This is a genomic window from Marinovum sp. E3, from assembly GCF_055755275.1.
Window position 1 is genome coordinate 496,438 of the sequence record NZ_CM146908.1, and the last position, 12,792, is coordinate 509,229.

General features: G+C 65.3%; 11 protein-coding genes and 1 pseudogene. 4 read left to right on the forward strand and 8 right to left on the reverse strand.

The genetic code is table 11. The features are described from left to right. Positions 1-160 precede the first annotated feature (160 nt). The 4 genes and pseudogenes from AC0J5K_RS02445 (at position 161) to AC0J5K_RS02460 (ending at position 4,613) form a co-directional block, all read left to right on the forward strand. Positions 161-1,177: an amino acid ABC transporter substrate-binding protein gene (locus tag AC0J5K_RS02445; protein ID WP_048529646.1), complete on the forward strand. Its 1,017-nt coding sequence runs from the start codon at positions 161-163 to the stop codon at positions 1,175-1,177. Between the two features lie 125 nt (positions 1,178-1,302). Continuing rightward, the gene (locus AC0J5K_RS02450; RefSeq protein WP_048529648.1) at positions 1,303-2,517 is read left to right on the forward strand and encodes an amino acid ABC transporter permease; all 1,215 of its coding nucleotides are present in this window, start codon (positions 1,303-1,305) and stop codon (positions 2,515-2,517) included. 3 nt (positions 2,518-2,520) lie between these two features. After that, positions 2,521-3,824, forward strand: a pseudogene (locus AC0J5K_RS02455) (amino acid ABC transporter permease). A gap of 15 nt (positions 3,825-3,839) precedes the next feature. Beyond that, a complete protein-coding gene (locus tag AC0J5K_RS02460) occupies positions 3,840-4,613 on the forward strand; it encodes an amino acid ABC transporter ATP-binding protein (protein ID WP_048529652.1) in 774 nt (257 codons plus the stop codon). A 195-nt stretch (positions 4,614-4,808) separates the two neighbouring features. Here AC0J5K_RS02460 and AC0J5K_RS02465 read toward each other — a convergent pair whose 3' ends face one another. The 8 genes from AC0J5K_RS02465 to AC0J5K_RS02500 all read right to left on the reverse strand — a co-directional run bounded on the left by AC0J5K_RS02465 (position 4,809) and on the right by AC0J5K_RS02500 (position 12,780). After that, entirely contained in the window at positions 4,809-5,300 is a 492-nt protein-coding gene (locus AC0J5K_RS02465) for a SixA phosphatase family protein (RefSeq protein WP_048529653.1), read from the reverse strand. After that, a complete protein-coding gene (locus tag AC0J5K_RS02470) occupies positions 5,297-5,956 on the reverse strand; it encodes a ferredoxin (protein WP_274566192.1) in 660 nt (219 codons plus the stop codon). The genes AC0J5K_RS02465 and AC0J5K_RS02470 overlap by 4 nt, the downstream gene beginning before the upstream one ends. Further along, on the reverse strand, positions 5,932-6,726 hold the full coding sequence (locus AC0J5K_RS02475; protein WP_048529655.1) for a sterol desaturase family protein: 795 nt from the start codon (positions 6,724-6,726) through the stop codon (positions 5,932-5,934). Before AC0J5K_RS02475 ends, AC0J5K_RS02470 begins: the two co-directional genes overlap by 25 nt. Positions 6,727-6,762: 36 nt before the next feature. Further along, positions 6,763-7,635 carry an acetylglutamate kinase gene (argB, locus tag AC0J5K_RS02480; RefSeq protein ID WP_274566191.1) on the reverse strand — a complete coding sequence of 291 codons (873 nt, stop codon included), beginning with the start codon at positions 7,633-7,635 and terminating at the stop codon, positions 6,763-6,765. Between the two features lie 204 nt (positions 7,636-7,839). Continuing rightward, a complete protein-coding gene (yihA, locus tag AC0J5K_RS02485) occupies positions 7,840-8,490 on the reverse strand; it encodes a ribosome biogenesis GTP-binding protein YihA/YsxC (RefSeq protein WP_048533657.1) in 651 nt (216 codons plus the stop codon). Next, complete coding sequence (locus tag AC0J5K_RS02490) at positions 8,490-9,233, reverse strand: MOSC domain-containing protein (protein ID WP_074834249.1); 744 nt, start codon at positions 9,231-9,233, stop codon at positions 8,490-8,492. The genes yihA and AC0J5K_RS02490 overlap by 1 nt, the downstream gene beginning before the upstream one ends. Continuing rightward, on the reverse strand, positions 9,230-11,050 hold the full coding sequence (gene yidC / locus AC0J5K_RS02495) for a membrane protein insertase YidC (RefSeq protein WP_074834250.1): 1,821 nt from the start codon (positions 11,048-11,050) through the stop codon (positions 9,230-9,232). The genes AC0J5K_RS02490 and yidC overlap by 4 nt, the downstream gene beginning before the upstream one ends. Positions 11,051-11,217: 167 nt before the next feature. Then, positions 11,218-12,780: a putative bifunctional diguanylate cyclase/phosphodiesterase gene (locus AC0J5K_RS02500; protein WP_274566190.1), complete on the reverse strand. Its 1,563-nt coding sequence runs from the start codon at positions 12,778-12,780 to the stop codon at positions 11,218-11,220. Positions 12,781-12,792: the final 12 nt, after the last annotated feature.

Below are 12,792 nucleotides of genomic sequence, written 5' to 3' on the forward strand. Positions count from 1 at the left end.
GCGGGCAATTTGTCACATGCTAGGCTTGACGTTTCTGCGGAAATCCGCCCACACTTGGGCCGTTGGGGAGCGAGGCTTCCTTACAAGAGTGTGGCGTCCCGCGAGGGAGGCCGAGACCGCTCGAGTGACATGGCGGCTCAAAAAACAGGAAGAGGTAATCATGAAAAAATCCGTATTCTTTGGCGCGCTGACGGTCGCCGGTCTTGCTGCTGGCGCATCCGCCGCAGCTACGCTGGATGACGTCAAGGCACGCGGCACGCTCAACTGTGGCGTGACGACGGGCCTGGTGGGCTTTGCCGCCCCCGACGCCAACGGCAACTGGGACGGTTTTGACGTCGGCATCTGCCGCGCCGTCGCCGCCGCCGTGCTGAACGATCCGACGGCCGTCGAATTCGTCCCCACCACCGGCAAGACGCGGTTTACCGCGCTGGCCTCGGGCGAGATCGATCTGCTGGCCCGCAACACCACCTGGACCTTCTCGCGCGATGTCGACCTGAAGTTCGAATTCGTCGGCGTGAACTACTATGACGGTCAGGGCTTCATGATTCCCAAGGACATGGGTGTCAGCTCGGCCAAGGAACTCGATGGCGCGACCGTCTGCATCCAGACCGGCACCACGACCGAGCTGAACCTGGCGGACTTCTTCCGCAAGAACAACATCAGCTACGAGCCGGTTCCGATCGAAACCAACGCCGAAGCCCAGCCGCTCTATCTCGAAGGTGGCTGTGACGTCTACACCACCGACGCCTCGGGCCTCGCCGCCACGCGCGCCGCGTTCGAAAACCCGGGCGATCACGTCGTCCTGCCGGAAATCATCTCCAAAGAGCCGCTCGGCCCGCTTGTCCGCCACGGCGACAACGAATGGGGTGATGTCAATCGCTGGGTGCTGAACGCGCTGATCGCGGCAGAAGAGCTGGGCGTGACCTCGGCCAATATCGACGAAATGATGTCGGGCACCGAGAACCCCGAAATCAACCGTCTGCTGGGCACCGAAGGCAACCTTGGCGAGATGCTGGGCCTCGACGCCGATTGGGCCGCACGTGCGATCAAGGCCGGCGGCAACTACGGTGAGCTGTTCGAGAAGCACATCGGCGAGAACACCCCGGTCGGCCTGTCGCGTGGTCTGAACGCACAATGGACCGATGGCGGCCTGCTCTACGCACCGCCGTTCCGCTAAGTCTGACACGGCAAGGGCGCGGTCACACCGCGCCCTTGTTGCATTGTGCACAATAACCTCCGCACCGGGCCTCAGAGCGGGAAAACCGCCGGCCCCCAAGATCGCGGACACTCAGGGATCATATCATGTCGACCGTCACCGACCCTCCGGTGGAGTCGTTCCGGCTATCGCAGCTGATCAACGACACCCGTTACCGGTCCATCACCTTCCAGTTCATCGCATTGATCCTGTTGATCTTTGCCATGGCCTACCTGGGGTGGAACCTCGTCCAGAACCTCGCCGCCGCCGGGCTCAACATCTCTTACGATTTTCTCGGTGAGCCGGCCGGCTACGACATCAACCAGACCCTGATCGACTACAACAGCCAGTCAACCCATTGGCGCGCCTCGATGGTGGGGGTGCTCAATACCCTTCTGGTGGCGGTCATGGGCTGTATCATGGCGACCATCGTCGGGGTCTTTGTCGGGGTGCTGCGGCTGTCGCCGAACTGGCTGATCCGCAAGCTGATGTCGGTCTACGTCGAGATTTTCCGCAATGTGCCGGTGCTGATCTGGATCCTGATCATCATGGCGGTCTTTGTTGCCGTTCTGCCGCAACCGCGCGACTTCCGCGGCGACGATGCCGAGGCGTCGATGCTGTGGGAGGCCTTCGCCTTTACCGGCCGTGGCTTCTATCTTCCGGCGCCGATCTACGAGCCCGGTTCCTGGCTGGTCGTCACCACCTTCATCGCCTCGCTGGTGGCGATCGTGGTCTATCGCCGCTACACCACCAGGAAGCTCTACAATGAAGGCGTGCTGTTGCCGCGCGCCTGGCCCACGGCGGCGCTGTTCTTTGTGCCGACGCTGCTGATGTTCTTTGTCCTCGGCATGCCGATCTCGCTGGAATATCCTGAGCTTGCCGGTTTCAACTTCCAGGGCGGCATCTACATGCGCAACTCGCTGCTGTCGCTGTGGTTCGCGCTGTCGATCTATACCGCCGCCTTCATCGCCGAGAACGTCCGCGCCGGTATCCTGGCGGTCAGCAAGGGCCAGACCGAGGCCGCGGCCTCGCTCGGGATGCGGCCGAACCGGATCATGAACCTGGTGGTGCTGCCGCAGGCGCTGCGGGTGATCATCCCGCCGCTGATCTCGCAATATCTCAACCTCACCAAGAACTCTTCGCTCGCCATCGCCGTGGGCTACATGGATCTGACCGGCACCCTGGGCGGCATCACGCTGAACCAGACAGGCCGTGCCATTGAATGCGTGCTTTTGCTGATGCTTTTCTACCTGACGATCTCGCTCGCGATCTCGGCGATCATGAACGTCTACAACAACGCCGTTAAGCTGAAGGAGCGCTGAGCCATGAGTGACATGCACGCACATTCCGTCGCTTTCGTGCGCGAGACCATGCTGCCGGAACAGGAGCCGCCGGCCTCCGAGGTGGGCGTCGTCCACTGGATGCGCGAAAACCTGTTCCGCGGCTGGGCCAACACGCTGATGACCGTGATCGCGATCTTCGTGATCTACAAGATCGTCGCCGGCGCCTTTCCGTGGTTTGTCAACGGCATCTGGTCGACCAATTCGCTCGCCGAATGCCGCGAGATCCTGCAAGGCACCACCGGCGGCTGTTTCTCGGTGCTCACCGAACGCTGGAACCAGCTTCTGTTCGGCTTCAAATATCCGCAGGACCAGTATTGGCGGCTTATCCTGGCCTTCGTGCTGCTCGGCCTGGCCGCCGCGCCGGTGCTGTTCAACAAGCTGCCCAAGCAGATGCTGTTCTTTACCGGCCTCTATCCCTTCATTGGCTTCTGGCTGATCTGGGGCGGCACGCTCTTGGCGCCGCTGGTGGCGCTGGCGGGCTTCCTGGTGGGTTTTGCCGCCTTCAAGAAGGTCGAACATCAGAGCTTTGCCATGGGCGCGCTGGCCTTTCTGGTGGCGGCGCTGGTGACCTGGTTCCTCGGCGGTTTCGCCATCCGGTCGGCACCGGGTTTCCTGGCGCTGGAGGCCGTGCCTTCGCGCGACATGGGGGGCTTCATGCTCAACATGATCCTGGGCGTGGTCTGCGTCTCGCTGTCGCTGCCCTTCGGCATTCTGCTGGCGCTGGGGCGGCAGTCGGACATGCCGATCATCAAGTGGATCTGCGTCGTCTTCATCGAGTTCATCCGCGGCGTGCCGCTGATCACCCTGCTGTTCGTGGCGAACGTCGTGCTGTCGTGCTGGCCTATTTCCTGCCGCCGGGCACCACCTTCGACCTGATCATCCGGGTAATCATCATGATCACCGCCTTTGCCTCGGCCTATATCGCCGAGGTGATCCGGGGCGGGCTGGCGGCGCTGCCGCGCGGGCAGTACGAGGCGGCCGACAGCCTCGGCCTCGACTATGCCCAGGCGACCCGGCTGATCATCATGCCGCAGGCGCTCAAGATCTCGATCCCGGGCATCGTCAACGTGGCGGTGGGCCTGTTCAAGGACACCACCCTGGTCTCGGTGATCTCGATGTTCGACCTTGTCGGCATGATCCGCGGACCGATCCTCGCCTCGACCGAGTGGAACGGCGTCTATTGGGAACTCTGGGGCTTTGCGGTCTTCCTGTTCTTCATCGTCTGCTACTCGATCTCGCAATATTCACAATGGCTGGAGCGTCAGCTTCAGACCGATCACCGTTAAGAGGAGGGATTGTCCATGGCTGAAGCTGCACAAACCCAGATGGAAATCTCCAACGAAGTCGCCATCCAGATCGAGAACATGAACAAGTGGTACGGCACGTTCCACGTGTTGCGTGACATCGACCTTACCGTCTATCGCGGCGAGCGGATCGTCATTGCCGGGCCTTCGGGCTCAGGCAAATCCACCCTGATCCGCTGCATCAACGCGTTGGAAGAACATCAGAAAGGCTCGATCTCGGTCGATGGCACCCGGCTGTCGTCGGACGTCAAGAACATCGACAGGATCCGTTCCGAGGTTGGCATGGTGTTCCAGCACTTCAACCTCTTTCCACATCTGACCATCCTCGAGAACTGCACCCTGGCGCCGATCTGGGTGCGCAAGACGCCCAAGAAGGAGGCCGAGGAAATCGCAATGCATTTCCTCACCAAGGTCAAGATCCCCGATCAGGCCAAAAAATACCCCGGCCAGCTCTCGGGCGGTCAGCAGCAGCGGGTGGCGATTGCCCGGTCGCTCTGCATGCGGCCGCGGATCATGCTGTTCGACGAACCGACGTCGGCGCTTGACCCCGAGATGATCAAGGAGGTGCTCGACACCATGGTCGAGCTGGCCGAAGAGGGCATGACCATGCTCTGCGTGACCCACGAGATGGGCTTCGCGCGGCAGGTGGCAAACCGGGTGATCTTCATGGACGCCGGCCAGATCGTCGAACAGAACGAGCCGGAAGAGTTCTTCAACAACCCGCAGAACGAGCGCACCAAGCTGTTCCTGAGCCAGATCCTCGGACACTGAGACGCGCCGGGCATCCCCGGGCAGACCCGTCCCGGGCAAGGGCGAGGCCCCGGATCAGGTCCGGGGCGCGTGCCTCGACAAACAGAGGTGCGCACGCCCGCCTGGCACGCGCGGCCTCTCGCCAAAGCCTGCCAGGCTTGGCCGAAACCTCTCGTCACGTCGGAATTGGTAGCCCCGGATCGGGTCCGGGGCGCGTCACACCAGCTCGCGCGGCACCACGAAATCGACAACGGATGCCGTGCCATAGTCCACCCCGGCCCAGCTCTCGGCCGCGAACTCCGCCACCAGGGTCGCGCCGGTCGGGTAGGGATCAAACTTCGGATGGTCCGGCGCCGTTGCCACCAGCCGCCCGGCAAACGCGCCGATCCCCGGGTTATGCCCAATCAGCAGCACCGACCGGGCCTCGGCCTGCCGCAATCGCTCCAGCATCGTCCCGGTATCGGCCAGATACAGCGCCGGTGTGAAGCGCACCGGGCAGGCCAGCGCCAGCCCGGCAAACGTTTCTTGCGTGCGCACCGCATCCGAGCTCAGTGCCACATCTGGCAGATGGCCCTTGGCCCGCAGCCAATTGCCCAGCGCCTCGGCCGACCGCCGGCCGCGGCCGTTCAGCCGCCTTGCATGATCGCCCTGCCAGGGGTCGTCCCAGCTCGATTTCGTGTGGCGCATCAAAATCAGTCGCAGGGTCATGCCGGGTGAAAGCTCCTCATGTGAAAGGCCGATTGCGCCTCCGCCCGCCCGTAGCTCTGCGAAAGGGGACAGGACCGGCGTACCGCGCATCCCCGCGTCATGCAATCCTTGCCCGCAGGGGTGTCCAGATAGCCCTTGCAGCGCGGCACGTCATATGCGCGGTCCGGGCCCATCGCCCCCACCGGACAGGCGCTCAGGCAGGGCTTGGCGCAGCGCTCGCAAGGGCAGGGCGGGGCCGGTGGCAGGGCGATCCGCTCGGCCAGCGCCAGCGCACCGCGAAACGACACCATCAGCCCGGCCCGGTCGTGCACCAGGATGCCGGCGGGCGAATTCCAGACCCGCCCCGTGGCCTTGGCCCAGGCGATGAAGGGCGCATAAGGCGGGCCATCCGAGGGAAACACCGCGCGCGCGTCCAGTTCCCGGGCCCAACCGCCCAGCAACCGTTTCGACCAGCGGTCGAGCGGATCGGGCGCGCCGTCGGAAAACTCCGGGCTGGCCTGGAACGCCGGCCAGAAGCCGGGTTCCGCCGGGCCGATCATCAGCAGGGTGGCACAGCCCTCGGGGGCGCCATCCCGTGGCCCCGGATGAAACCCGCCCAGCACCCGCAGGTGCCGCGCCTCCGCCTGCGTCTCTAGCGCTTCGAGAAGGGCAGCCACAGGCTCCACCCCAGTCGCGTCGGCCGTGTGTCCTGCCACTCCAGCCCGATTGTCATGCCGTCGTGCCCGGCCTCGGGCTGGGCCCGGTAGGTGCGGAACAGCCGATCCCAGAGAGAGAGGGAAAAGCCGTAGTTGCTGTCATGTTCGTGACGGTGCACCGAATGGTGAACCCGGTGCATGTCGGGGGTCACCAGCACCTTGCGCAACGCCGCGTCCAAACCCAGCGGCAGGCGCAGGTTGGCGTGGTTGAACATCGCCGTGCCATTGAGCAGCACCTCGAAGATCACCACCGCCCAGGCCGCCGGACCCAGGAGATAGACCAGCCCGATCTTGAGCAGCATCGACAGCGCGATCTCGACCGGGTGAAACCGGATCGCGGTGGTCACGTCGAAATCGACATCGGCATGATGCACCCGGTGCAGCCGCCAGAGCAGCGGCACTTTGTGGGTGATCAGATGTTGCAGCCAGATCGCAAAGTCGAAGATCAGTACCGCCAGCGCCATTTCGAGCCAGAGCGGCCAGCCCAGTTGGTTGAACAGACCCCAGCCCTGCGCCTCGGCATCAAGCGCCGCGCCCACCGCCAGCAGCGGCAGGCCCAGCGCCAGTGCCCGCAGCGCCAGCACATTGGCGATGGAAATGCCCCAGTTGGTCAGCCATCGGCCGCGGCGCGGATGTTTGCGCACGCGGCGCGGTGCCACCGTTTCGAGCGCCGCGAAGAGCAGGAATAGCCCGCCGAACGCGCCCAGTCTGACAAGTGCTTCATTCTCCATGGCGGCGAATATATGCCATGGGCGGAATGTGACAACTCACGTCTTGGGCACTTCGCGGATCAGCGATCCGGCACCGTGTTCGGTATAGAGCTCGAGCAGGCAGGCATTGGGCGCGCGTCCGTCGAGGATCACCACCGCCCGCACGCCGCGCCCGATGGCGTCGAGCGCGGTTTCGGTCTTGGGGATCATGCCGCCGGCGATCACGCCCTCGGCGGTCATCTCGCGGATCTGCGCCGCCGTCAGTTCGGTCACCACCTCGCCCGCGGCATTCTTGACGCCGGCCACGTCGGTCAGGAGCAGCAACCGGTCGGCCTTGAGCGCGCCGGCGATGGCGCCGGCAGCGGTGTCGCCGTTGATGTTGAAGGTCTCGCCCTTGCGCCCCGCGCCGAGCGGCGCGATCACCGGAATGGTGTTTGACCGGAACATGTCGTGCAGCACCGCGGTGTTGATCCTATCGGGCGTGCCGACAAAGCCCAGGTCGGCATGGGTCTGTTCGCAGACGATCAGATTGGCATCCTTGCCCGAGAGGCCCACGGCCTTGCCACCCTGAGCGTTGATCGCCTGCACGATGCGCTTGTTGACGAGGCCCGAGAGCACCATCTCGACGACTTCCACCGTCGGTTTGTCCGTCACCCGCTTGCCGCCTACGAAGATGCTTTCGATGCCCAGCTTGTCGAGCATCGCGTTGATCATCGGGCCGCCACCATGCACGACCACCGGGTTCACCCCGACCTGCTGCATCAGCACCACGTCGCGGGCAAATTCCTCCATCGCCTCGTCCGAGCCCATGGCGTGCCCGCCAAGCTTGATGACGACGATGGCGTCGGTGTAGCGCTGAAGATACGGCAGTGCCTGGCTCAGCGTGCGAGCCGTGGCGATCCAATCACGGTTCATGTCCTGGGTTCTCATTTTCGGCCCTCTTGAAAGGCTGTTATCACAAGCCGGGGAAACGGGTGCAAGCGGTTTGCGGGAGGCGTGGCCCCGCCCCGGACCCGGCTCCGGGGCCGTTTGGCAAGGGTCGGGGAGGCGGCCGCGGGCCGCTGCGCCCCGCGTCGGGCCGGCGGGGCCTGTGGGGCGCGCGGTCCCGGCGCGGGGGCCGGGACGGGGTGGGCGTCAGATCAGCGTCGCGATGATCGCCCGCAATGTCTCGATACCGTCGCCCTTTTCGGACGAGGTGACCACGATCTCGGGGAAGGCCGCCGGATGCGCCGAGAGCCGCTTGCGCACCTGCGCCATCACCTTGTCGCGTTCTGCCGCCTTGACCTTGTCGGCCTTGGTCAGCACCGCCTGAAAGGTCACCGCGCTCTTGTCGAGCAGGGTCAGGATCTCTTCATCGACCTTTTTCACCCCGTGCCGCGCGTCGATCAGCACGAAGGCCCGGCGCAGCGATTGCCGCCCCGACAGATATTGCTTGAGCAGGCGCTGCCATTTCTCGACCACCGCCAGCGGCGCATTGGCATAGCCATAGCCGGGCAGGTCGACGAGGTAATGACTCTCGGCCAGGGTAAAGAAGTTGATTTCCTGCGTCCGACCCGGGGTGTTCGACGCCCGGGCAATGCCCTTGCGCCCGGTTAGGGCATTGATCAGAGACGATTTTCCCACGTTCGACCGGCCGGCGAAACAAACCTCGATCCGGTCGTCGGGCGGCAGGCCGGACATGGCCACCACGCCCTTGAGGAAATCTTTCTCGCCGGCAAAGAGCTTGCGGCCCGCCTCGCGGGCAAACGCGTCGGGCTCTTCAGCTATGGGGAAGGGCAGTTGCATCATGCGCGTCCGATCTCGTCACCTACGGCGATCTCGCCGCTTTTCACCACTTCGGCCATCACGCTGAAATCGCGATGCCCCCAGGCCTCGAGCGTGCCCAGAATATCCGCGTCCCGGGCCCCGGTCTCGGGGTTGGCATGGGTCATAAGACAGCGCCCGGTGCGCTCGCGCGGGATCACCACGGCGCTGCCGATCCGGACCTCGCGGTCGATCCAGTCGAATTCCTCCCAGGGCGCCAAGCCGTCAAACCAGAGGTTTCCGCGCCAGCGATGGATCGACAGTTCCCGGCCCAGCTTCTGCGACACTGCCCGGTGCGACGAGTGGTTGCAGAGTGTCACCGAGGCGAAATCGCTGTCGGTCATCGCCCGCGCCTCGGCCCGTACCACCCGGTCCGACGCGGCCCGGCCCTCGGGCATCAGCGGCCGCGTCCAGTCGATCAGCCGCGCGCCTTCGTCATCGGGGCGAAATCTCAACTGGCCCAGCTCGGGGTGGGCCAGCGTCACCCGGGCGTCGGCTTCGTCGAGCGCGGCGGTCATTGCCTGCAAGCCGGGCACCTTGGCGCCGCGGGTGAAATTGCGGCAGGGCACCCAATCCGAGCCATCGGCATCCGAGGCTTCGTGCGCCACTGCCCAATGCCGGTCCCAGGGCAGGGATTGGCCTTCGGTCAAAGTGACGCGAGCCACGGCCTCCCGGCCGTGGCTCTTGATCGGATACCGCAGGATATCGGTGATCCTGCCGGTCATTTCTTGGCGGCTTCCGCGGCCTTCTTCTTGTTGCGGCCGGTGATATTGCCGAACAGGTCCGGCTTGTACCCATGGCTGCGCATGATCAGATACTGCTGGATGAAGGTGATCGTGTTGTTGGCGATCCAGTAGACCACGAGTCCGCTGGCAAAACTGCCCAGCATGAACATGAAGACCCAGGGCATCCAGGCAAAGATCATCTGCTGCGTCGGATCGGTGGGCGCCGGGTTCAGCTTTTGTTGCAGCCACATCGAGACGCCCAGAAGCAGCGGCAGGATACCGATGAAGATCAGCGCGAGGATGGTGCCCGGCTCGGGCGCGGCCCAGGGCAGCAGGCCCCAGAGGTTGTAGAGCGACGACGGGTCGGGCGCCGACAGGTCGTCGATCCAGCCGATCCAGGGCGCGTGGCGCAGCTCGAGCGTGACGAAGATCACCTTGTAGAGCGAGAAGAAGATCGGGATCTGCAACAGCAGCGGCAGACAGCCCGAGGCCGGATTGACCTTTTCCTTCTTGTAAAGGCCCATCATCTCCTGCTGGAGCTTTTGGCGGTCGTCGCCGGCGCGCTCCTTGATCTTCTCCATCTCCGGCTGAAGCTCGCGCATCTTGGCCATCGAGGCATAGGATTTGTAGGCCAGCGGAAAGAGCACGGCCTTGATGATCAGGGTGAGCGCGATGATCGCCCAGCCCATGTTGCCGATCAGCTGGTTGAGCCAGTGCAACAGGGCAAAGATCGGCTTGGTCAGGAAGAAGAACCAGCCCCAGTCGATCGAGTCGATAAAGCCCTCGACGCCCTCGGCCTCGTATTCGCGGATGGTTTCCCATTCCTTGGCGCCGGCAAAGAGCTGGGTGGTGACCTCGGCGCTGGCGCCGGGCGCCAGGCTCTGGGTCGGCAGGACGGCCTCGGTCTGGTAGATGTTGCGGCGCGGGTCGTATTTCGCGGCGGCGCGAAACGCCTCGCCGGGCGCGGGCACCAGGGTCGCCATCCAGTAATGGTCGGTAAAGCCGATCCAGCCGTTCTCGGTGACCTGCATGACCTCGGCCGGCACACCTTCGCGGGCATCGACGTCGAAATCGGTCATGTCGTCATAGTCGATCTCGGCCAACTCGCCATCGGCCATGGCGACAACGCCCTCGTGCAGGACAAAGAAGTTTTTCAGGTCCACCGGCTCGCCATGCCGCGCCAGAATGCCGTAGGGGGCCAGCGAAACGGTGCCTTCGGTGGTGTTTTCCACGCTCTGGGTGATGGTGAACATATAGTCCGCATCCACCGCGATCTGGCGGGTAAACCGCAGGCCGGCGTCATTGTCCCAGGTCAGGGTGACCGGGGTGTCCTGAGTCAGGGTCGCATCGCCGGCGATCTGCCATTCGGTGTTGGGGCCGGGCACATCCTCGATGGCGAGCCCCTGGCCGGGAGCCCAGCCATGCAGTGCATAATAGGCGCCGGCGGTGCCCACCGGCCGCAGCAAAGAGACGATCGGCGCATCGGGCTCGGTGGATTCGCGGTAATCCTTGAGCGCCAGGGTGTCGATCCGCCCGCCCTGGGTCGAGATGCTGCCCGACAGGCGCGGGGTCTCGATCGCGATGCGCGGCGCGTCGGCGGGGCCGGCGGCGGTCTCTTCGGTCGCCGGCGTGCCGCCGGGGGTGTCAGCCACGCCGGGGGTGGCGGCGACATCGCCGGGGGCCGCCGTTTCCTCGGTCACCGCCGGGGCCGGCTCGATCGCCTCCGGCTCTGGCGGTGGGAACAGCACGAACCAGATCAGGATCACGACGAAGCTGAGCGCAGTTGCGAGGATGAGGTTCTTGTTCTGATCGTCCATAGGGGACCGCCACCTGTCACTAGGGTATCGTGCCGGGTTCAACCCTTGCGCGGCCCAAAGGTCAAGGGCAGAGTGGCACATTCCCTTGCGGTGCGGCCATTCGGGGCACCCCCGAAGGGACGGCGGGCGCCGGGCGGGAGGCGTGTCAAAGGCCTTTGACGGCCGGTTCAGGGGCTCTTGCGCCGGGCCGGTCCGCGCAGGGGGGTGATCTCGGGCGGCGGGGCGATCCGCGCATTGTGATCGGTGATCCAGGCCGCCAGGTTCTCGGCCGGCATCGGCACGGCGATGCCGAAGCCCTGCACATGACCGCAGCCCATCTGCGACAGCAGGGCGTTCTCGCCCAGCGTCTCGACGCCTTCGGCCAGGGTGTCGAGGCCCAGTTTCTCGGCCATAGACAGGATCATCGTCACCATCCGCCGCTGCTCGGGGTCGGTGTCACATCTGACGATGAAGGAGCGATCGATCTTGAGCCGGTCGATGGCGAATCGCCGCAGGCTGGTGATCGAGGCATGGCCGGTGCCGAAATCGTCGAGGTCGATGGCGCAGCCCAGGGCCGCCAGATCGGCGATATTGCGCGCGACGATGTCATCCGGGGTGCCGGCCACCACATGTTCGAGGATCTCGATCGTCAGCCGGTCGGGGGCCAGGTTGAAACGGTCGATCTCCCAGCGCAGGCGCTGGCCGAGCTTGGGGTTGCGCAGCTCGGTCTCGGTAAAGTTCACCCCCACTTGCGGAATGTCGAAGCCGTCGCGATCAAGATCGCGCAGCGTGGAGAGGGCATGAAACAGGATCACCTCGCCCAGCCGCTCCATCAGGCCGGCGGCCTCGAGCGCGGGCAGGAAATCGGCCGGCGGGATCAGCCCGCGCGCCGGGTGGCGCCAGCGGGCCAGGGCCTCGATACCGGAAATCCGGCCGGTCTCGGTACTGATCTGCGGCTGATACCAGGCGCAGATCTGGCCGTCGTCCAGCGCCCGCGCCACCTCGTCCCGCAGTGCCACGCGCTGAATGCGGTTGCGCTGAAGGTCGGGGGAAAAGGCGCGGATCGCCCCGGGCCCGTGGCGCCGGGCCTCGTCGAGCGCGGCCACCGTGGCCTCGATCAGTCCGACGCCGCTCTGGTCCGGCGCGCGGGCGGCGAGGCAGAAGCCGAGGCAGGCCGAAATATAGACCGGCGCGCGGTCGATCCTGACAGGCTCTTCGAGTTCGGCCTGCAAGCGCGCCGCCATCTGAACCGCGGTTTCGATGTCGATCCGCCGCAGCGGCGACAGCACGACGCCGATCCGCCAGTCGCCCAGCCGTACGAAGCTGTCGGAACCGCGCATCGCCGTGCGCAGCCGCGCCGCCAGCGTATCGGCCACCCGGTCGCAGGCCTCGCCGCCGAATCGCTCGGTCAGTTCGGCGCTGTCATCGACCTCGATCATGAAACAGACGGTGGTGCGGCCGGTGCTGCGGCAGTCGGCCAGAAGCGCCTCGAGCCTTTCGGCAAACCCCTCCTTGAGGCGCAGCCCGGTAACCGGATCGGTGCGCGCGGCGGGCCGCCCGGCGCGGCCGATCAGCACCGCCAGCCAGACCAGGGGCACGCCGATCGCCAGAAGGGCCAGAACCGGTTCGCCGCCAAGCCAGAACCCGCCCAGGGCCAGCGCCGGAAACATCGCCGGCAACAGCGGGCTGGCCGTCACATCATTCAGAACGCGCTGCGTGGCGCGCGCCATTCGCGGCTTGGAAACCGACATGGGCAATCCGTC

Bases quoted from the DNA above. Each gene is read 5' to 3' on its own strand.
- yidC (WP_074834250.1), bottom strand. From the start codon at position 11,050: ATGGACGATCAGAACAAGAACCTCATCCTCGCAACTGCGCTCAGCTTC.
- AC0J5K_RS02475 (WP_048529655.1), bottom strand. From the start codon at position 6,726: ATGGAGAATGAAGCACTTGTCAGACTGGGCGCGTTCGGCGGGCTATTC.
- argB (WP_274566191.1), bottom strand. From the start codon at position 7,635: ATGAGAACCCAGGACATGAACCGTGATTGGATCGCCACGGCTCGCACG.
- AC0J5K_RS02500 (WP_274566190.1), bottom strand. From the start codon at position 12,780: ATGTCGGTTTCCAAGCCGCGAATGGCGCGCGCCACGCAGCGCGTTCTG.
- yihA (WP_048533657.1), bottom strand. From the start codon at position 8,490: ATGCAACTGCCCTTCCCCATAGCTGAAGAGCCCGACGCGTTTGCCCGC.
- AC0J5K_RS02450 (WP_048529648.1), top strand. From the start codon at position 1,303: ATGTCGACCGTCACCGACCCTCCGGTGGAGTCGTTCCGGCTATCGCAG.
- AC0J5K_RS02460 (WP_048529652.1), top strand. From the start codon at position 3,840: ATGGCTGAAGCTGCACAAACCCAGATGGAAATCTCCAACGAAGTCGCC.
- AC0J5K_RS02465 (WP_048529653.1), bottom strand. From the start codon at position 5,300: ATGACCCTGCGACTGATTTTGATGCGCCACACGAAATCGAGCTGGGAC.
- AC0J5K_RS02490 (WP_074834249.1), bottom strand. From the start codon at position 9,233: ATGACCGGCAGGATCACCGATATCCTGCGGTATCCGATCAAGAGCCAC.
- AC0J5K_RS02445 (WP_048529646.1), top strand. From the start codon at position 161: ATGAAAAAATCCGTATTCTTTGGCGCGCTGACGGTCGCCGGTCTTGCT.